The sequence below is a fragment of the Pseudomonas sp. TE3552 genome, from assembly GCF_056278945.1.
On record NZ_JBWBQJ010000001.1, the window covers coordinates 5,694,232 to 5,719,009 of the forward strand.

At 60.4% G+C, this 24,778-nt stretch carries 32 protein-coding genes; 13 read left to right on the forward strand and 19 right to left on the reverse strand.

Features of this window, described 5'->3' with window-relative positions; all coding sequences use genetic code 11:
* The first annotated feature begins 16 nt into the window (after positions 1-16).
* The 4 genes from ftsY (at position 17) to rpoH (ending at position 4,207) form a co-directional block, all read left to right on the forward strand.
* Positions 17-1,552 carry a signal recognition particle-docking protein FtsY gene (ftsY, locus tag ACZ9BB_RS25765; protein WP_476217363.1) on the forward strand — a complete coding sequence of 512 codons (1,536 nt, stop codon included), beginning with the start codon at positions 17-19 and terminating at the stop codon, positions 1,550-1,552.
* On the forward strand, positions 1,549-2,220 hold the full coding sequence (gene ftsE, locus ACZ9BB_RS25770; RefSeq protein WP_105340799.1) for a cell division ATP-binding protein FtsE: 672 nt from the start codon (positions 1,549-1,551) through the stop codon (positions 2,218-2,220). The genes ftsY and ftsE overlap by 4 nt, the downstream gene beginning before the upstream one ends.
* On the forward strand, positions 2,217-3,239 hold the full coding sequence (gene ftsX / locus ACZ9BB_RS25775; RefSeq protein ID WP_476217366.1) for a permease-like cell division protein FtsX: 1,023 nt from the start codon (positions 2,217-2,219) through the stop codon (positions 3,237-3,239). Before ftsE ends, ftsX begins: the two co-directional genes overlap by 4 nt.
* 113 nt (positions 3,240-3,352) lie before the next feature.
* On the forward strand, positions 3,353-4,207 hold the full coding sequence (gene rpoH / locus ACZ9BB_RS25780) for an RNA polymerase sigma factor RpoH (RefSeq protein ID WP_007897890.1): 855 nt from the start codon (positions 3,353-3,355) through the stop codon (positions 4,205-4,207).
* 96 nt (positions 4,208-4,303) lie between these two features.
* Here the strand turns inward: rpoH and mtgA are convergent, their stop codons facing one another.
* Positions 4,304-5,026, reverse strand: a complete 723-nt coding sequence (gene mtgA / locus ACZ9BB_RS25785) for a monofunctional biosynthetic peptidoglycan transglycosylase (protein WP_476217369.1) — start codon at positions 5,024-5,026, stop codon at positions 4,304-4,306.
* 74 nt (positions 5,027-5,100) lie between these two features.
* On the opposite strand from mtgA, the gene ACZ9BB_RS25790 reads away from it, so the two are divergent.
* The 4 genes from ACZ9BB_RS25790 (at position 5,101) to trmB (ending at position 7,356) form a co-directional block, all read left to right on the forward strand.
* On the forward strand, positions 5,101-5,472 hold the full coding sequence (locus tag ACZ9BB_RS25790) for a DUF423 domain-containing protein (RefSeq protein ID WP_476217371.1): 372 nt from the start codon (positions 5,101-5,103) through the stop codon (positions 5,470-5,472).
* Between the two features lie 90 nt (positions 5,473-5,562).
* Complete coding sequence (gene thiS, locus ACZ9BB_RS25795; protein ID WP_168185100.1) at positions 5,563-5,763, forward strand: sulfur carrier protein ThiS; 201 nt, start codon at positions 5,563-5,565, stop codon at positions 5,761-5,763.
* Between the two features lie 63 nt (positions 5,764-5,826).
* Complete coding sequence (locus ACZ9BB_RS25800) at positions 5,827-6,621, forward strand: thiazole synthase (protein WP_052964984.1); 795 nt, start codon at positions 5,827-5,829, stop codon at positions 6,619-6,621.
* Positions 6,622-6,630: 9 nt separating this feature from the next.
* Complete coding sequence (gene trmB, locus ACZ9BB_RS25805) at positions 6,631-7,356, forward strand: tRNA (guanosine(46)-N7)-methyltransferase TrmB (RefSeq protein WP_476217374.1); 726 nt, start codon at positions 6,631-6,633, stop codon at positions 7,354-7,356.
* Between the two features lie 69 nt (positions 7,357-7,425).
* On the opposite strand, the gene ACZ9BB_RS25810 is transcribed toward trmB, so the two are convergent.
* The 10 genes from ACZ9BB_RS25810 to ACZ9BB_RS25855 all read right to left on the reverse strand — a co-directional run bounded on the left by ACZ9BB_RS25810 (position 7,426) and on the right by ACZ9BB_RS25855 (position 14,354).
* The gene (locus tag ACZ9BB_RS25810) at positions 7,426-7,749 is read right to left on the reverse strand and encodes a DUF3392 domain-containing protein (RefSeq protein ID WP_476217376.1); all 324 of its coding nucleotides are present in this window, start codon (positions 7,747-7,749) and stop codon (positions 7,426-7,428) included.
* A 9-nt stretch (positions 7,750-7,758) separates the two neighbouring features.
* The gene (gene hemW, locus ACZ9BB_RS25815) at positions 7,759-8,964 is read right to left on the reverse strand and encodes a radical SAM family heme chaperone HemW (protein ID WP_476217378.1); all 1,206 of its coding nucleotides are present in this window, start codon (positions 8,962-8,964) and stop codon (positions 7,759-7,761) included.
* Positions 8,961-9,557 (reverse strand): RdgB/HAM1 family non-canonical purine NTP pyrophosphatase, encoded by a 597-nt coding sequence (gene rdgB / locus ACZ9BB_RS25820; protein WP_476217380.1) that lies wholly within the window; start codon positions 9,555-9,557, stop codon positions 8,961-8,963. Before rdgB ends, hemW begins: the two co-directional genes overlap by 4 nt.
* Positions 9,554-9,988: a DUF4426 domain-containing protein gene (locus tag ACZ9BB_RS25825; protein WP_476217381.1), complete on the reverse strand. Its 435-nt coding sequence runs from the start codon at positions 9,986-9,988 to the stop codon at positions 9,554-9,556. Before ACZ9BB_RS25825 ends, rdgB begins: the two co-directional genes overlap by 4 nt.
* 26 nt (positions 9,989-10,014) lie before the next feature.
* Positions 10,015-10,635: a methionine biosynthesis protein MetW gene (gene metW, locus ACZ9BB_RS25830; RefSeq protein ID WP_027926558.1), complete on the reverse strand. Its 621-nt coding sequence runs from the start codon at positions 10,633-10,635 to the stop codon at positions 10,015-10,017.
* Between the two features lie 7 nt (positions 10,636-10,642).
* A complete protein-coding gene (gene metX, locus ACZ9BB_RS25835; protein WP_476217384.1) occupies positions 10,643-11,782 on the reverse strand; it encodes a homoserine O-succinyltransferase MetX in 1,140 nt (379 codons plus the stop codon).
* A 128-nt stretch (positions 11,783-11,910) separates the two neighbouring features.
* Positions 11,911-12,204, reverse strand: coding sequence for a DUF167 domain-containing protein (locus tag ACZ9BB_RS25840; protein WP_476217386.1), 294 nt, complete (start codon positions 12,202-12,204; stop codon positions 11,911-11,913).
* Positions 12,204-12,791 (reverse strand): YggT family protein, encoded by a 588-nt coding sequence (locus ACZ9BB_RS25845; protein ID WP_476217388.1) that lies wholly within the window; start codon positions 12,789-12,791, stop codon positions 12,204-12,206. Before ACZ9BB_RS25845 ends, ACZ9BB_RS25840 begins: the two co-directional genes overlap by 1 nt.
* A 24-nt stretch (positions 12,792-12,815) precedes the next feature.
* Positions 12,816-13,634 carry a pyrroline-5-carboxylate reductase gene (proC, locus tag ACZ9BB_RS25850; protein WP_476217390.1) on the reverse strand — a complete coding sequence of 273 codons (819 nt, stop codon included), beginning with the start codon at positions 13,632-13,634 and terminating at the stop codon, positions 12,816-12,818.
* A 33-nt stretch (positions 13,635-13,667) separates the two neighbouring features.
* Complete coding sequence (locus ACZ9BB_RS25855; RefSeq protein ID WP_476217392.1) at positions 13,668-14,354, reverse strand: YggS family pyridoxal phosphate-dependent enzyme; 687 nt, start codon at positions 14,352-14,354, stop codon at positions 13,668-13,670.
* A 56-nt stretch (positions 14,355-14,410) separates the two neighbouring features.
* Here ACZ9BB_RS25855 and ACZ9BB_RS25860 point away from each other — a divergent pair, with 56 nt between their 5' ends.
* The gene (locus tag ACZ9BB_RS25860) at positions 14,411-15,445 is read left to right on the forward strand and encodes a type IV pilus twitching motility protein PilT (protein WP_476217393.1); all 1,035 of its coding nucleotides are present in this window, start codon (positions 14,411-14,413) and stop codon (positions 15,443-15,445) included.
* A gap of 157 nt (positions 15,446-15,602) precedes the next feature.
* Here the strand turns inward: ACZ9BB_RS25860 and ACZ9BB_RS25865 are convergent, their stop codons facing one another.
* On the reverse strand, positions 15,603-16,220 hold the full coding sequence (locus ACZ9BB_RS25865; protein ID WP_476217395.1) for a C40 family peptidase: 618 nt from the start codon (positions 16,218-16,220) through the stop codon (positions 15,603-15,605).
* Between the two features lie 250 nt (positions 16,221-16,470).
* Between ACZ9BB_RS25865 and ACZ9BB_RS25870 the strand changes: the two genes are divergently transcribed.
* Positions 16,471-16,902, forward strand: a complete 432-nt coding sequence (locus tag ACZ9BB_RS25870) for an NINE protein (RefSeq protein ID WP_476217397.1) — start codon at positions 16,471-16,473, stop codon at positions 16,900-16,902.
* A 98-nt stretch (positions 16,903-17,000) separates the two neighbouring features.
* Here ACZ9BB_RS25870 and ACZ9BB_RS25875 read toward each other — a convergent pair whose 3' ends face one another.
* The 7 genes from ACZ9BB_RS25875 to gshB all read right to left on the reverse strand — a co-directional run bounded on the left by ACZ9BB_RS25875 (position 17,001) and on the right by gshB (position 23,042).
* Positions 17,001-18,272 (reverse strand): dihydroorotase, encoded by a 1,272-nt coding sequence (locus ACZ9BB_RS25875; RefSeq protein ID WP_476217399.1) that lies wholly within the window; start codon positions 18,270-18,272, stop codon positions 17,001-17,003.
* The gene (locus tag ACZ9BB_RS25880; protein WP_476217401.1) at positions 18,269-19,273 is read right to left on the reverse strand and encodes an aspartate carbamoyltransferase catalytic subunit; all 1,005 of its coding nucleotides are present in this window, start codon (positions 19,271-19,273) and stop codon (positions 18,269-18,271) included. The genes ACZ9BB_RS25875 and ACZ9BB_RS25880 overlap by 4 nt, the downstream gene beginning before the upstream one ends.
* A gap of 27 nt (positions 19,274-19,300) precedes the next feature.
* Positions 19,301-19,804, reverse strand: a complete 504-nt coding sequence (gene pyrR / locus ACZ9BB_RS25885; protein ID WP_476217403.1) for a bifunctional pyr operon transcriptional regulator/uracil phosphoribosyltransferase PyrR — start codon at positions 19,802-19,804, stop codon at positions 19,301-19,303.
* A gap of 107 nt (positions 19,805-19,911) precedes the next feature.
* The gene (ruvX, locus tag ACZ9BB_RS25890) at positions 19,912-20,349 is read right to left on the reverse strand and encodes a Holliday junction resolvase RuvX (RefSeq protein ID WP_007897947.1); all 438 of its coding nucleotides are present in this window, start codon (positions 20,347-20,349) and stop codon (positions 19,912-19,914) included.
* Complete coding sequence (locus ACZ9BB_RS25895; RefSeq protein WP_476217404.1) at positions 20,349-20,921, reverse strand: YqgE/AlgH family protein; 573 nt, start codon at positions 20,919-20,921, stop codon at positions 20,349-20,351. Before ACZ9BB_RS25895 ends, ruvX begins: the two co-directional genes overlap by 1 nt.
* A 190-nt stretch (positions 20,922-21,111) precedes the next feature.
* Positions 21,112-22,011: an energy transducer TonB gene (locus ACZ9BB_RS25900; RefSeq protein ID WP_476217406.1), complete on the reverse strand. Its 900-nt coding sequence runs from the start codon at positions 22,009-22,011 to the stop codon at positions 21,112-21,114.
* A gap of 77 nt (positions 22,012-22,088) precedes the next feature.
* Positions 22,089-23,042: a glutathione synthase gene (gshB, locus tag ACZ9BB_RS25905; RefSeq protein WP_476217408.1), complete on the reverse strand. Its 954-nt coding sequence runs from the start codon at positions 23,040-23,042 to the stop codon at positions 22,089-22,091.
* A gap of 232 nt (positions 23,043-23,274) precedes the next feature.
* On the opposite strand from gshB, the gene pilG reads away from it, so the two are divergent.
* Genes pilG through ACZ9BB_RS25920 form a run of 3 tightly spaced genes read left to right on the forward strand, consistent with a single transcriptional unit; the run spans position 23,275 to position 24,664 of the window.
* Complete coding sequence (gene pilG, locus ACZ9BB_RS25910; protein ID WP_476218427.1) at positions 23,275-23,679, forward strand: twitching motility response regulator PilG; 405 nt, start codon at positions 23,275-23,277, stop codon at positions 23,677-23,679.
* 57 nt (positions 23,680-23,736) lie between these two features.
* On the forward strand, positions 23,737-24,102 hold the full coding sequence (gene pilH / locus ACZ9BB_RS25915; RefSeq protein ID WP_007897961.1) for a twitching motility response regulator PilH: 366 nt from the start codon (positions 23,737-23,739) through the stop codon (positions 24,100-24,102).
* 10 nt (positions 24,103-24,112) lie between these two features.
* On the forward strand, positions 24,113-24,664 hold the full coding sequence (locus tag ACZ9BB_RS25920; RefSeq protein ID WP_476217411.1) for a chemotaxis protein CheW: 552 nt from the start codon (positions 24,113-24,115) through the stop codon (positions 24,662-24,664).
* Positions 24,665-24,778: the final 114 nt, after the last annotated feature.

Sequence of the window (24,778 nt, forward strand, 5' to 3'; positions counted from 1 at the left end):
GAGATAGCCGTCCTCCATGTTTGGTTCCAACGACGACAAGAAGACCCCAGCTGCGGCTGGCGAGAAGAAAAGCCTGTTCGGATGGCTGCGCAAAAAGCCGCAGGAACCCGTTGTCGAACAGCCACAACCACTTCCTGAGCCAACACCTGCGCCGGCCATGGAACAAGAGCCTGCGCCAATTGCCCCGCCGATCGCCGAGCCGGTGCTGCAATCCGCGGTCGGGTTCAAGCCTGAAACCGAAGTCGTGGCCCCATTGCCGCTGACGCCAACCGCCGAGCCATGGCTGACGTTACCAGTGGCGGAAGAGCCGGTGGCGTTGGTCGAAGATGAGCAAGCGCCTCACATTGCCCCACCGATTCCTGCTCCGACTGTGTTTACTCCCGAGCCGGTTCGGGCGCCAGTGGTTGCCCCGGTAACCGAACCCGTGTTCGTGGCCGAGCGTGCACCGGTTGTTCCAGAGCCTGTAGTGCCAGCATTCGTTGCGCCGGTTGCTCCAGTTACTCCGGTTGCTCAAGCGCCAGAGCCTGCACCTGCACCTGCACCGATCATCGCTCCCGTTGTCGCCCAACCTGTTGCGCTCGCCGCAACGCCGGTCGAGCCTGTGCGTACCGAAGAGTCCAAAGCCGGTTTCTTCGCCCGCCTCAAGCAGGGCCTGTCCAAGACCAGCGCCAGCATTGGCGAGGGCATGGCCAGCCTGTTCCTCGGCAAGAAAATCATCGATGACGAGCTGCTCGAAGACATCGAAACCCGTTTGCTGACCGCTGATGTCGGCGTCGAAGCGACGTCGGTGATCATTCAGCGCCTGACTCAGAAAGTTGCTCGCAAAGAACTGGCCGATGCCGACGCGCTGTACAAATCCTTGCAGGCGGAATTGGCAGCGATGCTCAAGCCCGTCGAGCAACCGCTGAAAATCACCTCGCAGAACAAGCCGTTCGTGATTCTGGTGGTCGGTGTCAACGGTGCCGGCAAAACCACTACCATCGGCAAACTGGCGAAGAAACTGCAACTCGAGGGCAAGAAGGTCATGCTCGCCGCCGGTGATACCTTCCGCGCCGCCGCAGTCGAACAATTGCAGGTCTGGGGCGAGCGCAACAAGATTCCGGTCATCGCCCAGCACACCGGCGCCGACTCGGCTTCGGTCATCTTCGATGCCGTGCAGGCCGCCAAGGCCCGTGGGATCGATGTTTTGATCGCCGACACCGCCGGTCGTCTGCACACCAAAGACAACCTGATGGAAGAGCTGAAAAAGGTTCGTCGAGTAATCGGCAAGCTCGATGCCGATGCCCCTCATGAAGTGCTGTTGGTACTCGACGCGGGTACCGGCCAGAACGCCATCAATCAGGCCAAGCAATTCAACCAGACCGTCGAATTGACCGGCCTGGCGCTGACCAAGCTCGACGGCACGGCCAAGGGCGGGGTGATTTTCGCTTTGGCCAAGCAATTTGGCTTGCCGATTCGCTACATCGGCGTCGGTGAAGGCATCGACGATTTGCGTACTTTTGAAGCAGAACCCTTTGTCCAGGCATTGTTTGCCGAGCGGGAGCGTTCATGATTCGTTTCGAACAGGTCGGTAAACGCTACCCGAACGGTCACGTCGGCTTGCATGAGCTGAGCTTTCGAGTCCGTCGGGGCGAATTCTTGTTTGTCACCGGCCATTCCGGCGCCGGTAAAAGCACCTTGTTGCGGCTATTGCTGGCCATGGAGCGACCGACCACCGGCAAATTGCTGCTGGCAGGGCAAGACCTGGGCACCATCAGCAACGCGCAGATTCCGTTCCTGCGCCGGCAGATCGGCGTAGTGTTCCAGAACCACCAGTTGCTGTTCGATCGCACGGTGTTCAATAACGTCGCGTTGCCGTTGCAGATCCTTGGCCTGTCCAAGGCCGAAGTCGCCAAACGCGTGGATTCGGCCCTGGAACGCGTGGCGCTCTCGGACAAAACCGATCTCTACCCCGGCGACCTTTCCACCGGCCAGCAACAGCGCGTCGGCATCGCCCGCGCCATCGTTCACCGTCCAGCCTTGCTGCTGGCCGACGAACCGACCGGTAACCTCGACCCACGTCTGGCGGCAGAAATCATGGGTGTGTTCGAAGACATCAATCGTCTGGGCACCAGCGTGCTGATCGCCAGTCACGACCTGGCACTGATTGCCCGCATGCGTCATCGCATGTTGACCCTGCAGCGCGGCCGATTGATCGGCGACGGGGAGGCTGGCGTATGAGTGCGACACGTAGCCCCAAGGTTTCCGAGCGTGTGGCCCCGAAGGCCGCCGATCCGCAACCGCAGAAGAAAAAGCGCGACGATGACGACGGCCCGGACTTCGCCACGCTGTGCCGCGCCTGGGTCGAAAGCCATCGTGCCAGTCTGCTGGACAGCTTGCGCCGCTTGGGTAAACACCCGATCGGTAGTTTTTTCACCTGTATGGTGATGGCGGTTGCCCTGAGTTTGCCGATGGGCCTGTCACTTTTGCTGAGTAACGTCGAGCGTCTCGGTGGTTCGTGGCAGCGTGCGGCGCAAATTTCCCTGTACCTGCAACTCGATGCCGGCCCCGCGCAGGGCGAGGCGTTGCGCGAGCAAATCAAGGGCATGCCGGGCGTGGCCGACGCCGAATACGTCGGTCGAGATCAGGCGCTGGAAGAGTTCCAGCAGCAGTCCGGCCTGGGCGAAGCGCTCAAGGAGCTGCCGGAAAACCCGCTGCCGGGCGTGGTCCTGGTGACCCCGAAGGAGGTCGACAAGCCGGCGCTTGAAGCATTGAGACAAACACTTTCCGAGTTGCCGAAGGTACAACAGGCGCAACTTGATCTAGTCTGGGTCGAGCGTCTGGCGGCCATCCTCAAGCTGGGCGACCGATTTGTCTTCGGTCTGACCGTGCTTTTGGTTTCTGCATTACTTTTGGTGATAGGCAATACCATTCGTCTTCATATTGAAAACCGCCGCACAGAGATAGAAGTGATTAAACTCGTCGGCGGCACTGACAGCTATGTACGCAGGCCCTTTCTGTACATGGGTGCGCTTTATGGCTTCGGTGCGGGGATTCTTTCCTGGGGCGTATTGGCGTTCGGCCTGAACTGGCTGAACGACGCGGTGGTTGGACTGGCCGGTTTGTACGGCAGTGATTTTGCGCTGGCCGGAGTGCCAGTTGCCGACGGTCTGTCGCTCTTGCTTGGCGCGGTGCTGTTGGGGTATATCGGTGCATGGATTGCAGTCGCACGCCACCTCCGGGAGCTTGCGCCAAAGTAATATCATTTCGCTCGTATTGACCTTTCAGCGTTTATGGGAACTTGTTTTTTGGTTTCCGGTCAATTTTCGCAGTGCTGAACTGCACGAGTTATGTAAGTCGGAGGTTTTTTCGTATGACCAATTCTTTGCAGCCTGCATATGCTCTGGTCCCGGGTGCGAACCTGGAGGCCTATGTGCACACCGTGAACAGCATTCCATTGCTGACGCCGGAGCAGGAGCGTGAACTGGCCGAGAGTCTCTATTATGAGCAGGATTTGGGGGCGGCTCGGCAGATGGTGCTCGCCCACCTGCGTTTTGTCGTACACATTGCCCGTAGCTATTCCGGCTACGGCCTGGCCCAGGCTGACCTGATCCAGGAAGGCAACGTCGGCCTGATGAAGGCGGTCAAGCGCTTCAACCCGGAAATGGGCGTACGCCTGGTGTCCTTTGCAGTGCACTGGATCAAGGCGGAAATTCACGAGTTCATCCTGCGCAACTGGCGGATCGTGAAAGTCGCGACCACCAAGGCCCAGCGCAAGCTGTTCTTCAACCTGCGCAGCCAGAAGAAGCGTCTGGCCTGGCTGAACAACGAGGAAGTCCATCGCGTGGCGGAAAGCCTCGGTGTAGAGCCTCGGGAAGTGCGCGAGATGGAAAGTCGCCTGACCGGCCATGACATGGCTTTCGACCCGGCCGCGGAAGCGGACGACGACAGTGCTTTCCAATCGCCGGCCAACTACCTGGAAGACCACCGGTACGACCCGGCCCGTCAACTGGAAGACGCCGACTGGAGCGACAACTCCAATCACAACCTGCACGAAGCGCTCGAAGTGCTGGACGACCGTAGCCGCGACATCCTCTACCAGCGCTGGCTGGCAGAAGAAAAAGCCACGCTGCACGACCTGGCGCAGAAGTACAACGTGTCGGCCGAGCGTATTCGTCAGCTCGAGAAGAGCGCGATGAACAAGCTCAAGTTGTCGATCGCCGCATAACCGCAGCGCCGACAATAAAAAAACGCCCCGATCATTGATCGGGGCGTTTTTGTTTGTACCCATTTTTCAGGCTCGCCTTGATCTCTGTGGGAGCGGTTATTGAGCCCAAGGTGCCCGGCGCGAATCGTTGAGGCCAACCAGGTAGCTGTCCCCACCCAACTGACTCATCTGCTGGCGAATCCACCCGGCCCGCCTTGCAACGTAAGACGTCGGATGGCTGGCGCTCCACACCCGTGGGTTCGGCAATACAGCCGCCAGCAAACTCGACTGCTGCCGGGACAGCGAACCAGCGCCCACGCCAAAGTGATGTCGGGCCGCCGCTTCGGCGCCAAACACGCCTTCATCCCACTCGACGCTGTTGAGGTATACCTCAAGAATCCGCTGCTTGGGCCAGAACACTTCGATCAGTCCGGTAAACCAGGCTTCCAGGCCTTTGCGCAGCCAGCTGCGGCCAGACCACAGGAACAGGTTTTTCGACACTTGCTGGCTCAGGGTGCTGGCGCCGCGAATCGAGCCACCGCGCTCGTTATGCGCAAATGCCGCCTGAATCGCGCTGAAATCAAAGCCCCAATGCTCGGGAAACTTCTGGTCTTCACCGGCAATCACCGCGACTTTCAGGTCGTCGGAGATCTCATCCCAGGGTTTCCAGGTGCGTCGCAGGTCGATGGGTTCGCCGTCGAGCCAGGATTCGATCTTGCGTTCGACCATCAATGCCGTTCCCGGTGGCGGCACCACCCGAAACAGCAACACTAGCAATACGCTGCCAGCCGCGAACCAGAGCAGGGCCTTCGTGAAACGGCGGAAAATTAACTGCAGCATAGAGATGGCTTGGCCGAACCCGTTGAGCCGGCCATTATACAGACCCTGTTGATCGAGTCTGACTGGAGTTTTTCATGTTGCGTGGCTTCCTGATGCTGGCTGCCTTTTTCGGCTTCACCGGTGTTGCCTTGGGCGCATTCGCCGCCCACGGCCTGAAAACCCGTCTGAGCGCCGAATACCTGGCGATATTCCATACGGGGGTCACCTATCAACTGGTGCATACCCTGGCGTTGCTGGGTGTGGCGCTGCTCGCCACGCAGATTCCCGGTCGACTGATCACCTGGGCCGGCGCATCCTTTGCTATCGGCATTGTGTTGTTTTCCGGCAGCCTGTACCTGCTGACGATCACAGGCGTCAGCAAGCTCGGGATCGTTACGCCCTTCGGTGGCCTGGCGTTCCTGGTCGGCTGGGTTTGCCTGGGGCTTGCCGCCTGGCGGTTGAGCTGACTACGCGGTCCATTTCGTGACGAATGGCTTGGGTCGACCTGACTGATCGGGCTAGAATGCCAGCCCCTAAAAATGATGGCGGCATTCGGTATGCGCATTCAATTGAACGGCGAATCCCTTGAACTGCCCGACGGTGAAACCGTTGCGGCCCTGCTGACCCGTCTGGAACTGACCGGGCGCCGGGTGGCGGTCGAGCTCAATCTGGATATCGTCCCGCGCAGCCAGCACGCTGAAACCACGCTGAACGACGGCGATTGCGTCGAAGTGGTGCACGCCATCGGCGGCGGCTAGCCCTCCGGCCCAAGCGGCCACAGAATTATTCTGCAAGAACCTCACCCCAACAGAGGATTTCCCATGAGCATCGTTCGTAGCGACAAGCCCTTCGTCCTGGCCGGTCGTACTTACCAGTCGCGTTTGCTGGTAGGCACCGGCAAGTACCGTGACATGGAAGAAACCCGCCTGGCCATCGAAGCCTCGGGCGCCGAGATCGTGACCGTTGCCGTGCGCCGGACCAACATCGGCCAGAACCCGGGCGAACCGAACCTGCTCGATATCCTGCCGCCGGATCGCTACACCATCCTGCCGAACACCGCAGGTTGCTACGACGCCATCGAAGCCGTGCGTACCTGCCGCCTGGCTCGTGAGCTGCTCGACGGCCACAACCTGGTGAAGCTGGAAGTGCTGGCGGATCAGAAAACCCTGTTCCCCAACGTGATCGAAACCCTCAAGGCCGCCGAAGTGCTGGTCAAGGAAGGCTTCGACGTGATGGTGTACACCAGCGATGACCCGATCATTGCCCGTCAACTGGCGGAAATCGGCTGCATCGCGGTCATGCCGCTGGCTGGTCTGATCGGTACGGGCCTGGGGATCTGCAACCCGTACAACCTGCAGATCATCCTCGAAGAAGCCAAGATTCCGGTGCTGGTGGATGCCGGTGTCGGTACTGCCTCCGACGCCACCATCGCTATGGAACTGGGCTGTGAAGCGGTGCTGATGAACTCGGCCATCGCCAATGCCCAGCAGCCGATCATGATGGCCGAAGCCATGAAACACGCCATCGTGGCGGGCCGTCTGGCCTACCTCGCCGGCCGCATGCCGAAAAAACTCTATGCCAGCGCCTCCTCGCCGCTGGATGGTCTGATCAAGTAAGAGCCATTGATGACTGAATCAAACGACACGCCTATCCAGACGGAAGAAGGCGAAGAGCGCCAACACCGCCGCATCAAGAGTTTCGTGATGCGCGCCGGGCGCATGACTGAAGGCCAGCAAAAAGGTCTGGAGCAGGGCACGCCACTGTTCGTGCTGCCGCTGGCCGATGCGCCGGTGGACTTCGATCAGGTGTTCGGGCGTTCGGCGCCGCGTTCGCTGGAAATCGGTTTCGGCATGGGCCATTCGCTGCTGGAAATGGCCGCGGCTTCACCGGAGCAGGATTTCATTGGCGTTGAGGTTCACCGTCCGGGTGTCGGCGCGCTGCTCAATGGCGTGCTGACCCAGGGCCTGACCAACCTGCGCGTCTACGATTGCGATGCGATCGAAGTGCTTAACCGTTGCATCGCCGACAACAGCCTCGATCGCCTGATGCTGTTTTTCCCGGATCCGTGGCACAAGAGCCGTCACCACAAGCGTCGTATTGTCCAGGCATCGTTTGCAGAGCTGGTACGCGGCAAGTTGAAGGTCGGCGGTGTGTTGCACATGGCTACCGACTGGGAACCGTACGCCGAGTACATGCTGGAAGTGATGAACGTCGCGCCGGGCTACCGCAACCTCGCCGAAGACGGCAAATGCGTCCCGCGCCCGGCCGAGCGCCCGATCACCAAGTTCGAACGCCGTGGCGAACGTCTTGGGCATGGCGTGTGGGATTTGAAGTTCGAGAAGCAGTCTTAAGTACAACGCTGTAAAAACTGTGGGAGCGAGCCTGCTCGCTCCCACAGTTGTTTTCGGTTGTAACTGAAATCAGCGGCGGTCTGCCACAACCCCGATCAACACCAGCACCACCAACAGCACCGGTGCCAGGCTGTAGTTGTTGAACTGGCTCAGGCCTTTGACGATCCATGGCGTTGCATAGATCAGCGCCACGCCGCTGCCGACCATGCACAGCAGGGCCATCAGCGGGACGCGCAAGGCGCCGGCGATGCTGCCCAGGCGTTGGTCGACCCAGCCTTTGATGTCGGCGCCAAACAGCACCAGCAGGCAGCCCACCAGCGCCAGCGAGATTTCTGACAGGTTGCTACGGCTCCAGCGGGACACGGTGGCGAGCAGGTCGAGTACCAGATCCATTCGATTTCCTTAAGTCAGAAAATTCTGCAGCAAGTCATTGAGAAAGAGTTGTCCGCGCAGCGTGGCCGCCAGACGTGACGGTTCGACCTGCAACAAGCCACTTTGTTCGGCCACCCGACGGCCTTCAGCGAGGCTTTCCAGAGGCAGCCCGGTGCGCTCTGGATACAACCGCGCTTCGACACCCTCGGTCAGGCGCAAGGCGTTCATCAGGAATTCGAACGGCAGTTCCTCGTTGGTCAGGGCTTTCTCACCGGCCTGGAAGCTTTTGGCCGGGTTGAGGTAGTCCTTCGGCAGGCGAGTCTTCCAGGTGCGCACGATGCGCCCGTCCGGATGGCTGAGCTTGCCGTGGGCACCGGCGCCGATGCCGATGAAGTCACCGAAACTCCAGTAATTGAGGTTATGCCGCGCCGGACGGCCGGGCAGGGCATAGGCCGAGACTTCGTATTGTGCGTAACCGTGCTCGGCCAACAGCGCCTGGCCGGCCTCTTGAATGTCCCACAGGGTGTCATCTTCCGGCAGCGTCGGCGGCTGGTTCCAGAACACCGTGTTCGGCTCCAGCGTCAGCTGATACCAGGACAGGTGCGTTGGCTTCAGGGCAATGGCCTGGCGCAGGTCGTTCAGGGCATCGTCCAGCGACTGATCGGGCAAACCGTGCATCAGGTCCAGATTGAAGTTATCGAAACCGGCCTGACGCGCCATGCCGGCGGCACGCAAGGCTTCATCACCGTTGTGAATCCGCCCCAGGGCCTTGAGTTTCTCTTCCTGAAAGCTCTGGATGCCGATAGACAGGCGATTGATGCCCAGCGCCCGGTAAGCGACGAACTTCTCCTGTTCGAAGGTCCCGGGGTTGGCTTCCAGGGTGATTTCGATGTCGCTGGCAAACGGAATACGTTGCTCGACCCCCTTGAGCAAGCGGCCCAGCGCTTGAGCACTGAACAGGCTCGGCGTGCCGCCACCGAAGAAGATCGAAGCCAGCTCGCGTCCATAGACCGCATGCAGGTCCTGATCGAGGTCGGCCAGCAAGGCATCCACATACTCTTCTTCCGGCAACACGGGGCTGGCAGTGTGGGAGTTGAAGTCGCAATAAGGGCATTTGCGTACACACCACGGGATATGGATGTACAGCGCCAGGGGCGGCAGCACGGGCAACGCTGCCCGAGGCGATTGTGCGGCGCCGCCGAAGATCAGCGGCGACGCGGACGAGTCATGGGTCATTTCAGGCCCAGACGCTGGCGCAGCAGATCCATTGCACGGGCGCGGTGGCTGATCTGGTTCTTGTCGCTCGGGCTCAGTTCGGCGCTGGAGCATTCGCGCTCCGGCACCCAGAACAGCGGGTCGTAGCCAAAACCGTGTTCGCCACTGGCCTGGGTCAGGATGCGCCCATGCCACAGGCCTTCACACAGAATGGGCAGCGGATCGTCGGCATGACGCACCAGCGCCAATACGCAGACGAATTGCGCGCCGCGTTCGGCTTGTGGCACGTCTTTCAAGACGTCGAGCAGTTTGGCGTTGTTCGCCGCATCGCCTTTACCGTCGGCATAACGGGCCGAGTAGATGCCTGGCGCACCGCCGAGGAAATCCACCGCCAGCCCCGAATCGTCGGCCAATGCCGGCAGCCCGGAAAGGCGCGAGGCATTGCGGGCCTTGAGGATGGCGTTCTCGACGAACGACAGGCCGGTTTCTTCAGGCTCGACGCTGCTGAACTCACCAATCGAGCGCAAGTGCACCGATTCGCCGAGCATGGCCTGGAGTTCCTTGAGTTTGCCGGCGTTGTGGCTGGCCAGTACGAGTTGCGTGAAGTTCATCATTCGCCGGGGAAAAGCTCTTGTTGGAAGCTGATGGTGTTGGTTTTGTCGCCGGTTTGTACCTTGATGTCAAAGGTGCGGACTTCCTGCTGGTCCACCGGGAACTGGGCGATATAGTACACCGCGCCTGTTTCAGTAATCTGTTTGAACTTCAGCGGGATGCTTTGGCTGGTCAGGTCTTTGACCGTGCCGCTGACCTGGGCTGTTTGCGGTTTGCCATCCTTGAGTACCGAGATGTTGATGACGCCCTGGTTCTTGCTGCGGGTCAGCTCGGCGGCTTTGGCGATGTCCGGTGTCAGGAAGGTCGAGTTAAAGGTGTTGTAGTGTACCGTCACGTCGCCAAAGGTTTCCTTGCGCTCGCCTTTGATGACATCGGCGGCCATGGCGGTGACGCTCAGGCAGGCAGTAAGTAAAAACAGCGCTAGACGACCCATGATCGTTCTCCTCGAAATGTCGTGATTCAGACCGCGACCTTGTGGTCCTGCAGCCCGGGGCTGCTGACTCGGTAAATACCGATTTCACCTAACAGATTAGGCCATAGCTTACTGGCCCACCCGTGTCGATGCTGTTGATCCACGGCAAGCCGATCAATGACCTTGGCTTCACGTTCGCGACACAGCGCTTCAAAGTCTTCGAAGGTGCAGAAGTGAATGTTCGGCGTGTTGTACCAGGTGTACGGCAGAAACTCCGAAACCGGCATCCGGCCCTTGCTCGCCAGGTACCAGCGGCAGCGCCAGTGACCGAAGTTGGGGAAGGTGATGATGCACTGGCGACCGACCCGCAGCATTTCGTCGAGGATCTTGTCCGGGTAGTGCACAGCTTGCAGGGCCTGGGTCATGACCACGATGTCGAAGCTGTTGCTGGCGAAGTTGCCCAGGCCTTTGTCCAGGTCTTGCTCGATGACGTTGATGCCCTTGGCCACGCACTCGGCAATGTTGTCCGGGTCATTTTCCAGGCCATAGCCGGTGACCTGCTTGTTATCGCGCAGCCAGGTCAGCAACTCGCCGTCACCGCAGCCGAGGTCGAGCACGCGGCTGCCGGCGGGGATCCATTCCTGGATGATTTCCAGATCGGCTCTCATGTCTTCCTCAAAGCACTATACGGTTCATGTAATTGCTGAAGGCCTGCAAGTAACGCGGGATCGGAATCAGGAAGGCATCGTGGCCTTGCGGAGCATCGATCTCCAGGTAGCAGACGTCTTTCCTGGCCGCCATCAGCGCGTCCACCAGCTCGCGCGAGCGGGCAGGGGAGAAGCGCCAGTCGGTAGTGAAGGACATCACGCAGAACCTGGCCTGGGCATTGGCGAAGGTTTTCGCCAGGTCATCGTCGAAGTTCGCCGCCGGGTCGAAGTAGTCCAGCGCCTTGGTCATCAGCAGGTAGGTGTTGGCGTCGAAACGTCCGGAAAACTCCTCGCCCTGATACCGCAGGTAGCTTTCGACCTGGAACTCGACGCTGTGGAAGTCGTAATTGAGCTTTTCGCTCTTCAGGCCGCGACCGAATTTCTCGCCCATGGAATCATCGGACAGGTAAGTGATGTGCCCGACCATCCGCGCCAGCATCAAGCCGCGCTTGGGGATTACACCCGCTTCCTGGAACGAGCCGCCGTGGAACTCCGGGTCGGTGAGGATCGCCTGGCGTGCGACTTCGTTGAACGCGATGTTCTGCGCCGACAGCTTCGGTGCCGAGGCGATTGCCAGGCAGTGCCGCACGCGGTCCGGGTAAGTGATGGTCCACTGCAAGGCCTGCATGCCGCCGAGGCTGCCGCCGATCACCGCCGCCCATTGGTAAATGCCGAGCCTGTCGGCCAAGCGAGCCTGGCTGTGCACCCAGTCTTCCACGGTCAGCACCGGGAAGTCGGCGCCAAATGGCCTGCCGGTGTCCGGATTGATGCTGCTGGGGCCGGTGGAACCGTTGCAACCGCCGAGGTTGTTGAGGCTGACCACGAAGAATTTGTTGGTGTCGATCGGTTTGCCGGGGCCGATGCAGCTGTCCCACCAACCGGGTTTGCGGTCGTCGGGGCTGTGGAAACCGGCGGCGTGATGATGACCGGACAACGCGTGGCAGATCAGCACGGCGTTGCTCGCCGTAGCGTTCAGCGTGCCATAGGTTTCATAGATCAGGTCATAGGCGGGCAGCGAGCGTCCACAGGCCAGGGCCAGGGGTTCACTGAAGTGCGCCAGTTGCGGCGTCACCAGACCAACAGAATCGGGGGGGAAGGCAGCTGGCATCGACCCTGCTCTCGTTGAAATGAGGCGTAAGTCTAAAGACCGCTGTGGCTAGCGGCAAGCAAAGGCCGGGCCTGATTTTTTCCTGGTGTACCTGTGGCGAGGGAGCAAGCTCCCTCGCCACATTGAGGTCAGGCCGGGCGCAGCAGATCCGGCAGATCCGGTAGCTTCTTCGGCGAACAGATCCGCACCCGTTTCTGCCGGTTCAACTCCCCGCTGATCAAGCTGACCTGGCTCTTGGAAACCCCGAACGCCTTGGCCAGAAACGCCATCAGATACGCATTGGCCTTGCCCTCGACCGGCGGCGCGGTCAGGCGGATCTTCAAGCGGTCACCGTGCAGCCCGCAGAAATCATCGCTGCGGGCCGCAGGTTGCAGGTGACATTCCAGAATCAGGTCATCACCGTCCCAGCGAAAGTAGCTCATCAGATCAGGCCGAGCAGCCCCTGCGGCATGAGGGCATAGTACGCAAGTCGCGGGATCAGCCAGCTTTGCAGCAACTGGATCACGATAAACGCGAAGATCGGCGAGATGTCGAGGCCACCCAGGTTCGGAATGATACGGCGGAACGGGGCGAGTACCGGTTCAGTAATCTGAGCGACCAGCTCTGCGCCCGGATTGTGGCTCCCCGGAGCGACCCAGGACAGGATCACGCTGATGATCATCGCGTAGAACAGAACACTCAGGAACAGCGAGAAGATTGCGATCAGTGCCCAAGGCACCAAAAGCAGCAAGTCCACCGCAAAGCCCTTGAGCAGCAGGATGACCGCTATCAGCACCATCTGCACGACCAGTGCCAGTACCAGTGACGACATGTCCAGCCCGAACATGCTCGGGATGACCCGGCGCAGGGGCTTGAGCAGCGGTTGAGTGGCTTTCACGATGAACTGGCAGAGCGGGTTGTAAAAATTCGCCCGAACCAATTGCAGGATGAAGCGCATCAGCACGATCAGCAGGTACAGGCTGCCCAAGGTTTTGATGATGAAAATGGCAGCGTCATTGAGTCCGAGCATCATTGATTCCTTTGTAAGAGCTGATTAGCGACCCAGTTGTTCGGCCATCTCGGCCGAGCGGTGCGCGGCGGCGCCGAGTGCTTTTTCCACCAGGGCTTCGAAGCCACCGGCCTGGAACGATTTGATCGCCGCTTCCGTGGTGCCCGCAGGCGATGTCACGCGGCGGCGCAGTTCAGCGGCATCGACGTCACTGGCGACAGCCATGTGCGCAGCGCCCAGTGCGGTTTGCAAGGTCAGTTGTGTGGCGATATCCGCTGGCAGACCGAGTTTCACGCCTGCGGCGGTCATGGCTTCGATCAGCAGGAAGAAGTAGGCCGGGCCGCTGCCGGAAACGGCGGTGACCGCGTCCAGTTGCTGTTCTTCGTTCAGCCACAAAGCAACGCCGACCGCCGACAGCAGCTCTTGCGCTTGCTGGCGTTGCTCGGCGCTGACGTTGGCCGTGGCGTACAAACCGCTCACGCCCTGGCGCAGTAGCGCCGGGGTATTGGGCATGCAGCGCACGATTGGCTGGGCGCCAAGCCAGTTGTTCATGCTGGCGCAGGTGATGCCGGCGGCAATCGAAACCACCAGTTGATTCGGCGCAAGGCTTGGGCGCAGGGCTTCGCAAACGGCTTTCATCGCCTGGGGTTTGACTGCCAGCACGATCACGTCCACGCCCTGAATCGCTTCGGCGTTATCGGCAAACATTTCGATGCCGTGTTCGGCATGTACGCGGGCACGGGTTTGTTCACCCGGATCGCTGGCGCGGATCTGCGCGGCGTCCAGACCTTTGGCGCGCAGGCCGCCGATCAGGCTGGCGGCCATGTTGCCGGCACCGATAAAGGCAATACGAGTCTTGCTCATGTCAGGTCCTTATAGAGAGGGGTGTCAGCCACGTTATGGCTTGTTGTAATCGCGGGCGCCAAACAGAGCCGTACCGATGCGGACCCAGGTGGCGCCCATGGCAATGGCCGACTCGAGGTCGTGGCTCATGCCCATGGAAAGTGTGTCGAGCGGCAGGTTCAGGCTGGCTTGCAGGCTCTGCACGGCAGCAAAAGCGGCGTCCTGGGCGGCGCGATCTTCAGTCGGCTCGGGAATCGCCATCAACCCGCGCAGTTTCAGGCGCGGCAAAACACTGATGGCGTTGGCCAGGGCGGGCAGGTCGGCCGGGGTGCAGCCGGATTTGCTGGCTTCACCGCTGACGTTGACCTGGATGCAGATGTTCAATGGCGGCAAATCGGCAGGACGTTGTTCTGACAGGCGTTGTGCGATTTTCAAGCGATCCACGGAGTGCACCCAAGCGAAGTGCTCGGCGATAGCGCGAGTCTTGTTCGATTGAATGGGGCCGATGAAATGCCAGATCAAGGGCAGGTCGGCCAATTCGAGCTGTTTGCCCAAGGCTTCCTGCAGGTAATTTTCGCCAAAGTCGCGGATCCCGGCGGCGTAGGCTTCACGCAGGGCTTCGGCGGGTTTGGTCTTGCTCACGGCTAGCAGCTGGATGCTGTGCTCGTTGCGCCCGGCGGCGAGGGCGGCAGCACGGATGCGTGAACTAACCTGAGCGATGTTGTCTGCTATCGTGGACATCAAGAGGCGCCAGCGGTCTGAAGGTTCGCGGCATTCTACTGGAATTGAGGAGCGCTATGGATATCACTGAACTGCTGGCTTTCAGCGCCAAACAGGGCGCGTCCGACCTGCACCTGTCCGCCGGCCTGCCGCCGATGATCCGTGTCGACGGCGATGTACGGCGGATCAACCTGCCGGCTCTCGATCACAAGGAAGTGCATGAGTTGATCTACGACATCATGAACGACCTCCAGCGGGTGGACTTCGAAAAGCATCTTGAAACCGACTTTTCCTTCGAAGTGCCCGGCGTGGCGCGTTTTCGGGTCAACGCCTTCAACCATAATCGTGGCGCGGGCGCGGTGTTCCGGACTATTCCCTCCAAGGTCCTGAGCATGGATGACCTGGGCATGGGAGAAGTGTTTCGCAAGATTACCGAAGCGCCCCGGGGCCTGGTGCTGGTGACTGGCCCCACCGGTTCCGGCAAGTCCACCACGCTGGCGGCGATGATCGATTATCTCAACAGCCATCGCCATCACCATATCCTCACCATCGAAGACCCTATCGAGTTCGTCCACGAATCGCGCAAATGCCTGATCAATCAGCGCGAAGTCCATCGCGATACCCGCAGCTTCGCCACGGCCCTGCGCTCGGCCCTGCGCGAAGACCCGGACGTGATCCTGGTGGGGGAAATGCGGGATCTGGAGACTATTCGGCTGGCATTGACTGCCGCCGAGACCGGTCACCTGGTATTCGGCACGCTGCACACCACGTCGGCGGCGAAAACCATCGACCGGGTGGTGGACGTGTTTCCGGGCGATGAGAAATCGATGGTGCGTTCGATGCTCTCCGAGTCGTTACTGGCGGTGGTGTCCCAGACATTGATCAAGAAAATCGGCGGTGGGCGTGTTGCCGCTCACGAAATCATGCTGGGCACCTCGGCGATCCGTAACCTGATCCGCGAAGACAAGGTGGCGCAGATGTACTCGTCGATTCAGACCGGAGGGTCGTTGGGGATGCAGACGCTGGATATGTGCCTGAAGGAGCTGGTGACCAAAGGCGTGATCAGCCGCGAGCATGCGCGGGACAAGGCGCGGTCGCCAGATAATTTTTGAGGAGAGCAGCGCGGGACCTGTGGCGAGGGGGCTTGCCCCCGTTCGGCTGCGAAGCAGTCGCAAACTCGGGCGATGCGGTCTTTCTAGTAACGCTTGGTGGCAGGTTTTGGGGCCGCTCCGCGGCCCAACGGGGGCAAGCCCCCTCGCCACAATCGGATCAGCGCTGTACGACGCGCAGTTGATTCGGTTCTTTCGGCAGAACCCGCTTGGCAACCACATAGTGGTTTTCCCAGTACGGTTTCTTCAGGGTGTCGATGGTCACCGACTTGCCACGGCGTGGTGCGTGGATGAAGCGGTCGTTGCCCAGATAGATGGCGACGTGATTGACCCGGCGGCTCTTGATGTTGAAGAAAATCAGGTCGCCTGGCTTCAGATCGTCGCGATCGACTTTCTCGCCATGTCCGCTGGCCATGGCATTGGACGTACGTGGCAGGTCGAAGGTGGCATCGTTGAATGCGTATTTCACCAGACCGCTGCAATCGAACCCTTTACTTGGGCTGCTGCCACCCCAACGATAAGGCGTACCGAGTACGTTGACCGCGCGGCTCAATACATTGCTGCTTTCCTTGGTCGCCATTGGCGGGACCATGCGGTTGGTGCTGCTCAGTTCGGTGGAGCGTGTCACTGTCTGTTTGTTTTTGCTCGACGGAGCAGAAACATGGGATTTGGGGGTGTAACCATTAACGTTAGGAAGACGTTGCTCACGATTGGTGGCGTGGGCGGCCAGGGGCAATAATAGGCAAATGGTTAGCCATGTCTTGAAAAATGGACGCATTAGGCAAGGCTCATATGGGTTAGCGCGCAACTTTATAACAGCTTTTTTGTCCCTTCCGAGGCCGTTGGTCGATTCAACCTTGGGGTCAACGGAACCAAATAAGCGGCAATTTGGCGCAATTGTCGGACACAAGTCAGGTGTTACAAGGCTTTGACGGGACCCAAGGTAGCATTTGCCGTATGTCGGCTGCCTGTAAAAAAGTCACAAAGAATTCAAGAATATTTCTCTATCGTGTGAATCGAGGTCATCCATGAACCCCTATCGACAACCTGTTTCACAGCAAGACACGCACAGTAAAGTGATCGGTTACCTGCTGTGGATTTTCGGTTTTACCGGGGCTCACCGCTTCTATTACGGCAGGCCGGTGACCGGGACGATCTGGTTTTTGACCTTGGGCTTGCTGGGCATTGGCTGGTTGATCGACGTGTTCCTGATTCCGGCCATGGATCGTGAAGCAGACCTGCGTTTTACCGCCGGCCCCATCGAATACAACGTTGCGTGGATTCTGCTGACGTTTCTTGGTGTGTTTGGCGTACACCGGATGTATCAGGGGAAATGGATCAGCGGGTTGCTGTACCTGGTGACGGGCGGGTTGTTCTTTCTGGGGGTGTTGTATGACTTCTGGACGCTGAATGACCAGGTGTCGATTCGCAACGCGCAGAACAGAGGCGCCTTCCAGTAAGTTGTGGCGAGGGAGCTTGCTCCCGCTGGGTCGCGAAGCGACCCCAAAACAGGTCTGCTGCGCAGCCCAGCGGGAGCAAGCTCCCTCGCCACAGGGTCTTACGCCGGGTGACTGATTCGTCCATCCACCAAGGTGTAACGCACCACGCCCGGCAGGCTGTGGCCAATGAACGGGCAGTTTTCGCCCTTGGACAGCCAGGCCTCGCCGGCGACGGTCGAGGCCGTCGGATCGAAGAGCACGATATCCGCCGCACCCCCCACCGCCAATTTACCCGCCGGCAGGCGCAACGCCTCGGCAGGTCCGGCGCTTAACCGCGCGAGCAGGGTCGGTAAATCGAGCAAACCGTCTTCCACCAGGGTCATCGCCAGCGGCAGCAGCAGTTCAACGCTGCTGATGCCCGGCTCGGTCGCACCGAACGGCGCCAGTTTGGCATCGCGTTCATGGGGCTGGTGATGGCTGGAGATGGCTGATATCACGCCGGATTTCACCGCGGCCCGCAGGCCGTCGCGGTCGGCACGGGTACGCAGCGGCGGCTGGACGTGATAGAGGCTGCTGAAGTCGATCAGTGCTTCGTCGGTGAGGATCAGCTGATACAACGCCACGTCCGCGGTGACCTTCAGGCCACGGGCCTGGGCCTGGGCGATCAGCGCTACGCCGCGCGCACTGGTGAGCTGGCTGAAGTGTGCGCGTACGCCGCTTTGCTCGACCAGCAGCAGATCCCGGGCCAGGGCTACGGTTTCGGCGGTTTCCGGAATGCCTGGCAGACCGAGGAAGCTTGCAGTTGGCCCTTCATGAGCCAAGCCACCTTCGGCCAGATCGTGATCCTGAGAGTTGAAAATCACCGTCAGATCGAACGTCGCCGCGTATTCCAGCGCCCGGCACAGGGTACGGGTGTTGCGGAAGCTCTCCAGACCGTTGCCGAAGGCCACGCAGCCGGCATCGCGCAAGGCGACCAGTTCGGCCAGCTGTTCGCCATCCAGGCCTTTGCTCAGGGCGCCGATCGGGAAGACTTTGGTGTTGCCGGCTTCGCGGGCGCGGTCGAGGATCAGTTCGGCCACGGCCGAGGTGTCCAGCACCGGTTTGGTTTTCGGTGGGCAGCACAGGCTGGTCACGCCACCGGCAGCCGCTGCGCGGGTTTCGCTGGCGATTGAGCCTTTGCGGCTGTAACCCGGCTCGCGCAGGGCGACGTTCAGGTCAACCAGGCCGGGGGCGGCCACCAGGCCCTTGGCGTCGATCGTGTCGACGGCAACAAAACCGGCGGGGGCGGCGCCAAGGGCGACGATTTTGCAGGCTTCAACGTGGATATCAGTCACTTGATCCAGGCCGCTGGCTGGATCGATAACGCGTGCGCCGAGAATGCTGAGCTTCACTGGGCGTTCTCCTGCTCGAATTGGCGCTGGGCTGTTTGCCCGCTCATGGCCATGGACAGCACAGCCATACGAATTGCGATACCGTAGGTCACCTGGTTGAGGATCACCGAATGCGGACCGTCGGCCACCGCCGACTCAATCTCCACCCCACGGTTGATCGGCCCGGGGTGCATCACGATGCAATCCGGCTTGGCCCCGGCCAGGCGCGCGGTGGTCAGGCCGAACAGGCGGTAGAACTCGCCCTCGCTCGGCAACAGGCCACCGGTCATGCGTTCGCGCTGCAGGCGCAGCATGATCACCACGTCGACGTCTTTCAGGCCTTCGGTCATGTCGGTGTAGACCTTCAAGCCGTATTGCTCGATGCCGATCGGCAGCAGGGTTTTCGGCGCGATCACGCGGATGTCCGGGCACCCGAGGGTTTTCAGCGCCAGCATATTCGAGCGTGCCACCCGCGAATGCAGGATGTCGCCGACGATGGCTACGGAAAGGTTTTCGAAGCCGCCCTTGTGCCGACGAATGGTGAGCATGTCGAGCATGCCCTGGGTCGGGTGGGCGTGACGGCCGTCGCCGCCGTTGATGATTGCCACTTGTGGGCAGACATGTTCGGCGATGAAGTGCGCCGCGCCGGAATCTCCGTGGCGCACGACGAACATGTCGGCGGCCATGGCTTCCAGGTTGCGCAGGGTGTCGAGCAGGGTTTCGCCCTTGCTCGCCGACGACGTGGACACGTTCAGGGTGATCACGTCGGCCGACAGCCGTTGGGCCGCCAGTTCGAAGGTGGTGCGGGTGCGGGTGGAGTTCTCGAAGAACACGTTGCACACGGTCTTGCCGCGCAGCAGCGGGACTTTCTTCACCGCCCGGGCGCCGACTTCGAGGAACGAGTCGGCGGTGTCGAGGATTTCCGTCAGCAGCTCGCGGCGCAAACCGTCGAGCGAGAGGAAGTGGCGCAGCTGGCCCTGATCATTGAGCTGCAGCGGGCGCTTGGTTTCTAGAGGCGTCATCGCGAGGGGGACTCTCAATAGGGCGGATTAAAGGGCGAGGTCTTGAAGTTCGAGCTTGAGTTCCGGGCCGGACAGCTTCACTCGTTCGTGGGCGGCCAGCGCCAGCGTCGCGCCGACCACGTTCGGACGGATCGGCAGTTCACCGGCGTCCAGGTCCAGCAGGCACACCAGCGTCACGCTGGCCGGGCGGCCGTAATCGAAGAGTTCGTTCATCGCGGCGCGGATGGTCCGACCGCTCATCAGCACATCGTCGATCAACACCAGATGCTGGCCTTCGATCTCGAACGGCAATGCCGAAGGACGTACTTGCGGGTGCAGGCCGTTCTGGCTGAAGTCGTCGCGGTAGAAGGAAACGTCCAGGGTGCCCAGGGGCGAATCGCTGCCCAGTTCATCGAGCAATGCCTGAGCGACCCAGACGCCACCCGTGCGAATGCCGATGTAACGCGGTTCGCTGATGCCACGCTGGGCAAGATGCGCCTTGAGGCGGGTCGCCATCTGGCTGATCAGTTCGGCGGGATTAGGCAGGCTCATGGTTTGCTCCTTCTTTGTCCCGAGCCCTGCTTTTGGGGAAAGCGGTTGGGTATGGCTCGGGTTGTAGCTAAAAGAGACGCGCAACGGCTCATCAGGATCAGGTGCGGTCAGGATTCAAACAGTGCGGTGTTTTCGTCGAGCCAGCCTTGCAGCAGCAGGGCGGCGGCGATGGCATCGACCGGGTTGTCGCGGTAACTGCCCTTCTGGCCGCCACGGACCAGGCGTTCGCCCTTGGCCTCGAAGGTGGTCAGGCGCTCGTCGTGAGTATAGAAGGGCAGGTTGTAGCGACCGTTCAGGCGGCGGGCGAACTTTTCGGCCCGCAGGCACATGTCGCTGGGTGTGCCGTCCATGTTCAGCGGCAGGCCGACCACCACGGCGTCGGGCTTCCACTCTTTGATCAGGGCTTCGACCTGATTCCAGTCCGGAATGCCGTTTTGTGCCTTCAAGGTGCACAGCTCGCGGGCCTGGCCGGTAATCACCTGGCCGACCGCAACGCCGATCTGTTTGGTGCCGTAGTCGAAACCCAAAATCAGCCGCAGGGCCATCAGGCGTGCCCCGCCTGGCTGGTGAGCAGGCTGAGATTGATACCCAGATGCCTGGCCGCCGCTTCAAGACGCAATTCGCTGCTGGTGTTGAACAGAATGTCGGCGCTGAACGGGCAGGTCAGCCAGGCGTTGTCGGCCAGTTCGGCTTCCAGTTGCCCGGCTTCCCAACCGGCGTAGCCGAGGGTGATCAGGCTTTTCGCGGGGCCGACACCGTCGGCGATGGCGAACAGCACATCCTGCGAAGTCGACAACGATAATTCGCCGTCCAGATCAACGGTTGCCTGATAGGTTTTTCCCGACGGGTGCAGGACAAAACCACGATCGGTTTGCACCGGGCCGCCAATAAAAATGGGCACATGCTGGCAGAGTACCGGCGGTTCGATATCGGGGCGCAATTGCTCGAGGATATCGGCCAGGTTCAGGTCCTGCGGACGGTTGACCACCAGCCCCATGGCACCATTGGCCGTGTGCTCGACGATGTAGGTCAAGGTGTGCGCAAAGTTCGGGTCGGCCATGTGAGGCATGGCGATCAGGAAGTGATGCTTGAGGTAGCTGGGGCTGACGTTCTTCATGAGCGCTAGTGTGGCGTTGGAGGGGCGAACTGACAAGCTGAGGATGCACAGGAAATGCCCAGAATCCCCGCAAACAACCTGTTCCCTGTGGGAGCGGGCTTGCCCGCGATGACGGCGGTACATTCAAAATTGAAGTGTCAGACAGACCGCTATCGCGGGCAAGCCCGCTCCCACAGGGGGTTTGTGCTGATCAATTACTGGACAACCGGTCCCCACGCGCAAACTTCCACGTCCGAATAATTTCCAGGCGATCGATGTCCGACAGATCCCCGGTAAACGGTGCAAACGGCGCCGCCAGCCTCACGATGCGCTGGGCGGCCTGGTCCAGCAGCGGCTGGCCGGAAGACTCCAGCACTAGCACTTCATACAGCGAGCCATCGCGGTTGATCGAGACCATCAGTCGCAAATTACCGTAAATCTGTTTGCGCCTAGCCTCGTCGGGGTAGTTGAGGTTGCCGATGCGCTCGACCTTCTTGCGCCATTCATCCTTGTACCAGGCACCCTTGTCGCGCATGGTCGATGCGGCGCTCAAACGGTGGATGCGCGGGCGCTTGGCGTACAGCTGTTGTTCGTTGGCCAGTTCCGCTTCCAGGCTGGCGATGTCGCTGGACAGCTGCGAGCTGTCGAACGTCGGTGCCGCCACTAGGGGTTTGGCTTGGGGCTTGGGTTCTTCAGTCTTGGCCGCGGCTTTTTTCGGCTTCGGCGCGACGGTGGTCACAGACGCCTTGGGCGCGGCTTCCTGCACTTGAGGCTGGGCCGCTGGCGGCGGAGTGACTTTCTGTACCTTGTTGTCCTGGAAGGGCGCGACCTCGGTGGTCTTTGGAATCGCCTTTTTCTCCAGGGTGCCACTGCCTTCCTGATTTTCCTGGGCGAGGAAGTCAGCTTTCGCAGGCTTCTTTTCGCTTTTGAAAGTGGCGAGGGTGATTTCCAGGGTTTTGCTGATTTGCCTGGGTTCGACCATGGTGAACCCGACGCCCAACAGCAAGGCCAGGTGAATCAGCACTGCGAGAAACAGGGTAAAACCGAGGCGATCAGCCGGGCGCACGCCACGATGGGCGAGTTCAACGGGCAGATCGGACGGGAGTGTCATGACAAGAAAACCAACATCGCGTTTTTTACAGGCCGGGGATGATAACGCAATGTTGGTTGATTCTTGGTTGTTCTCTGTCAACGAGCCTTGAGCTTCTGATCGATGGCATCCATCAGCAGGCCGCCGATGTCGGTGCCGAACGCGTTATCGATCTCGCGAATGCACGTCGGGCTGGTGACGTTGATTTCGGTCAGGTGCTCACCGATCACATCCAGGCCGACGAACAGCAAGCCTTTCTCGCGCAGGGTCGGGCCGACTTGCGCGGCGATCCAGCGATCTTTTTCGGTCAGCGGTCGGGCTTCGCCACGGCCACCGGCGGCGAGGTTGCCACGGGTTTCACCGGCGGCCGGAATCCGCGCCAGGCAGTAATCCACAGGCTCGCCGTCGATCATCAGGATGCGCTTGTCGCCATCAACGATCGCCGGCAGGTAACCCTGGATCATGATCTGCTGTCGGCCATGCAGGGTCAGGGTTTCGAGGATCACCGACAGGTTCGGGTGGCCAGCGGTGTGGCGGAAGATCGACGAGCCGCCCATGCCGTCCAGCGGCTTGAGGATCACGTCACCGTGATGGTCGGCGAATTCACGCAACACGTCCGGGCGACGGCTGACGATGGTCGGCGGCGTGCACTGCGGGAACAATGTGGCGAACAGTTTTTCGTTGCAGTCGCGCAGGCTTTGCGGCTTGTTGACCACCAGCACGCCGGCGCGTTCGGCCTGCTCCAGCAAGTAAGTTGAGTAGACGAATTCCATGTCGAAGGGCGGATCCTTGCGCATCAGGATCACGTCCAGATCGCTCAGCAACGCGTCGGATTCGGCGCCCAGTTCGAACCATTTATGCGGGTCGGCGAAGACTTTCAGCGGACGCATCCGTGCGCGTGCTTCGCCTTCGGCTTGATACAAATCGCGCTGTTCCATATAGAACAGTTCCCAGCCACGCTTTTGCGCGGCCAGCAGCATGGCCAGCGAGCTATCCTTTTTATAGGAGATGCTGGCGATAGGATCCATGACAATCCCGACGCGAACGCTCATGGGGTTTTCCTCGAAATTGGGGTGGAAAGTGCAGTGAAAAAGTGGCGTCAGAGTGGCGCTGAGTGGGTTCCCGGTCAAGGAAAAACCACAGCAAAGGTCGCCTGATAGATCGGATGGGGAGACTGTGCTAAAAAGGCTGCCATGTCGTGTTGGCCCTTGATCAATAAGGGTTTCGGGCCCTCGATACCCGCAAATGGACAAATTGATTCACAAAGGCGACGGTAGAGCCACTATGGGACAGCAATCCAGCGCCTTGAAGGTCATGGTGATCGATGATTCGAAAACGATTCGTCGCACCGCCGAAACGCTGTTGAAGAACGTGGGCTGTGAAGTCATCACCGCAATCGATGGTTTCGATGCCCTGGCCAAGATTGCCGACAATCACCCCGGCATCATCTTTGTCGACATCATGATGCCGCGTCTGGATGGCTATCAGACCTGCGCTTTAATCAAGAACAACAGTGCGTTCAAGTCCACGCCAGTGATTATGCTGTCGTCCAGGGACGGGTTGTTCGACAAGGCCAAGGGGCGGATCGTCGGTTCCGACCAGTTTTTGACCAAGCCTTTCAGCAAGGAAGAACTGCTGAATGCGATCCAGGCCCATGTACCGGGCTTCGCCGCTGTTTCGCCGCAGTAGGACACGCACAGTGACGCTCGGCCATGGGGCCTGGTGTCGACAAGAATGGGGAAGACCATGGCACGTATTCTGATCGTCGATGACTCGCCGACTGAAATGTACAAACTGACCGGCATGCTCGAAAAGCACGGTCACGAAGTGTTGAAAGCCGAAAACGGCGCCGACGGCGTGGCCCTGGCCCGTCAGGAAAAACCCGACGCGGTGCTGATGGACATCGTCATGCCCGGCCTCAATGGATTCCAGGCGACCCGTCAGTTGACCAAAGACCCGGAAACCGGGCACATCCCGGTAATCATCATCACCACCAAGGATCAGGAAACCGACAAAGTCTGGGGCACGCGCCAGGGCGCCAAGGACTACCTGACCAAACCGGTCGACGAAGACACCCTGATCAAGACCCTGAACAACGTGCTGGCCGGTTGATCGTCCGGCCATGACCGAATCGCTGACGGCCTTCGAACTGCTGCTGCAGATTGACCAGCGCTGTCGTCTGTTGGCGGCGGATCTGCCGTCCCAGCCGACCCGACAGGACAGCTGGAGCGGCATTGGCTTTCGCTTGGGTGAGCATTGGTACGTCGCGCCCATGGGTGAAGTCAGCGAAGTCCTGCACGAACCGCGCGTTACGCAATTGCCGGGGGTAAAGCCCTGGGTCAAGGGCGTGGCGAACCTGCGGGGGCGATTGCTGCCGATCATGGATTTGAGTGGTTTCTTCGGCCATGAGCTGTCGAACCTGCGCAAGCAGCGGCGGGTTTTGGTGGTGGAGCACAACGAGGTGTTTGCCGGGTTGCTGGTCGATGAAGTGTTCGGCTTGCAGCACTTTGCCCAGGACAGCCTGGAACCGATAGATACCTTGAACGGCCCGATTGCACCGTTCATCAAAGGCCGGTTCCCGCGTGAGCAGAATTGGCACGTATTCAGCCCGTTTGCGCTGGCGCAGTCACAGAGCTTCATGAACGTAGCGCGGGGCGACGCCGCAATCCTGTAGGAGCGAGGCTTGCCCGCGAAGAACGATAACTCGGTGTTCCTGCGGGACCGCAGCGCCTGCTTCGCGGGCAAGCCTCGCTCCTACAAGGGCATTGAGTGAATTGAGCAGGACAGG

Coding starts and splice junctions, on each gene's coding strand:
- hemW (WP_476217378.1), bottom strand. CDS start 8,964: ATGACCCATGACTCGTCCGCGTCGCCGCTGATCTTCGGCGGCGCCGCA.
- rdgB (WP_476217380.1), bottom strand. CDS start 9,557: ATGATGAACTTCACGCAACTCGTACTGGCCAGCCACAACGCCGGCAAA.
- trmB (WP_476217374.1), top strand. CDS start 6,631: ATGACTGAATCAAACGACACGCCTATCCAGACGGAAGAAGGCGAAGAG.
- ACZ9BB_RS25865 (WP_476217395.1), bottom strand. CDS start 16,220: ATGCGTCCATTTTTCAAGACATGGCTAACCATTTGCCTATTATTGCCC.
- ACZ9BB_RS25855 (WP_476217392.1), bottom strand. CDS start 14,354: ATGTCCACGATAGCAGACAACATCGCTCAGGTTAGTTCACGCATCCGT.
- metW (WP_027926558.1), bottom strand. CDS start 10,635: ATGAGAGCCGATCTGGAAATCATCCAGGAATGGATCCCCGCCGGCAGC.
- ACZ9BB_RS25790 (WP_476217371.1), top strand. CDS start 5,101: ATGTTGCGTGGCTTCCTGATGCTGGCTGCCTTTTTCGGCTTCACCGGT.
- ACZ9BB_RS25920 (WP_476217411.1), top strand. CDS start 24,113: ATGACCGAATCGCTGACGGCCTTCGAACTGCTGCTGCAGATTGACCAG.
- pilH (WP_007897961.1), top strand. CDS start 23,737: ATGGCACGTATTCTGATCGTCGATGACTCGCCGACTGAAATGTACAAA.
- ACZ9BB_RS25840 (WP_476217386.1), bottom strand. CDS start 12,204: ATGAGCTACTTTCGCTGGGACGGTGATGACCTGATTCTGGAATGTCAC.
- mtgA (WP_476217369.1), bottom strand. CDS start 5,026: ATGCTGCAGTTAATTTTCCGCCGTTTCACGAAGGCCCTGCTCTGGTTC.
- proC (WP_476217390.1), bottom strand. CDS start 13,634: ATGAGCAAGACTCGTATTGCCTTTATCGGTGCCGGCAACATGGCCGCC.
- thiS (WP_168185100.1), top strand. CDS start 5,563: ATGCGCATTCAATTGAACGGCGAATCCCTTGAACTGCCCGACGGTGAA.
- ACZ9BB_RS25880 (WP_476217401.1), bottom strand. CDS start 19,273: ATGACGCCTCTAGAAACCAAGCGCCCGCTGCAGCTCAATGATCAGGGC.
- ACZ9BB_RS25845 (WP_476217388.1), bottom strand. CDS start 12,791: ATGCTCGGACTCAATGACGCTGCCATTTTCATCATCAAAACCTTGGGC.
- pilG (WP_476218427.1), top strand. CDS start 23,275: ATGGGACAGCAATCCAGCGCCTTGAAGGTCATGGTGATCGATGATTCG.
- ACZ9BB_RS25870 (WP_476217397.1), top strand. CDS start 16,471: ATGAACCCCTATCGACAACCTGTTTCACAGCAAGACACGCACAGTAAA.
- ftsX (WP_476217366.1), top strand. CDS start 2,217: ATGAGTGCGACACGTAGCCCCAAGGTTTCCGAGCGTGTGGCCCCGAAG.
- ACZ9BB_RS25900 (WP_476217406.1), bottom strand. CDS start 22,011: ATGACACTCCCGTCCGATCTGCCCGTTGAACTCGCCCATCGTGGCGTG.
- ACZ9BB_RS25860 (WP_476217393.1), top strand. CDS start 14,411: ATGGATATCACTGAACTGCTGGCTTTCAGCGCCAAACAGGGCGCGTCC.
- ACZ9BB_RS25895 (WP_476217404.1), bottom strand. CDS start 20,921: ATGAAGAACGTCAGCCCCAGCTACCTCAAGCATCACTTCCTGATCGCC.
- ACZ9BB_RS25800 (WP_052964984.1), top strand. CDS start 5,827: ATGAGCATCGTTCGTAGCGACAAGCCCTTCGTCCTGGCCGGTCGTACT.
- pyrR (WP_476217403.1), bottom strand. CDS start 19,804: ATGAGCCTGCCTAATCCCGCCGAACTGATCAGCCAGATGGCGACCCGC.
- ACZ9BB_RS25825 (WP_476217381.1), bottom strand. CDS start 9,988: ATGGGTCGTCTAGCGCTGTTTTTACTTACTGCCTGCCTGAGCGTCACC.
- ruvX (WP_007897947.1), bottom strand. CDS start 20,349: ATGGCCCTGCGGCTGATTTTGGGTTTCGACTACGGCACCAAACAGATC.
- ftsY (WP_476217363.1), top strand. CDS start 17: ATGTTTGGTTCCAACGACGACAAGAAGACCCCAGCTGCGGCTGGCGAG.
- gshB (WP_476217408.1), bottom strand. CDS start 23,042: ATGAGCGTTCGCGTCGGGATTGTCATGGATCCTATCGCCAGCATCTCC.
- metX (WP_476217384.1), bottom strand. CDS start 11,782: ATGCCAGCTGCCTTCCCCCCCGATTCTGTTGGTCTGGTGACGCCGCAA.
- ftsE (WP_105340799.1), top strand. CDS start 1,549: ATGATTCGTTTCGAACAGGTCGGTAAACGCTACCCGAACGGTCACGTC.
- ACZ9BB_RS25810 (WP_476217376.1), bottom strand. CDS start 7,749: ATGGATCTGGTACTCGACCTGCTCGCCACCGTGTCCCGCTGGAGCCGT.
- rpoH (WP_007897890.1), top strand. CDS start 3,353: ATGACCAATTCTTTGCAGCCTGCATATGCTCTGGTCCCGGGTGCGAAC.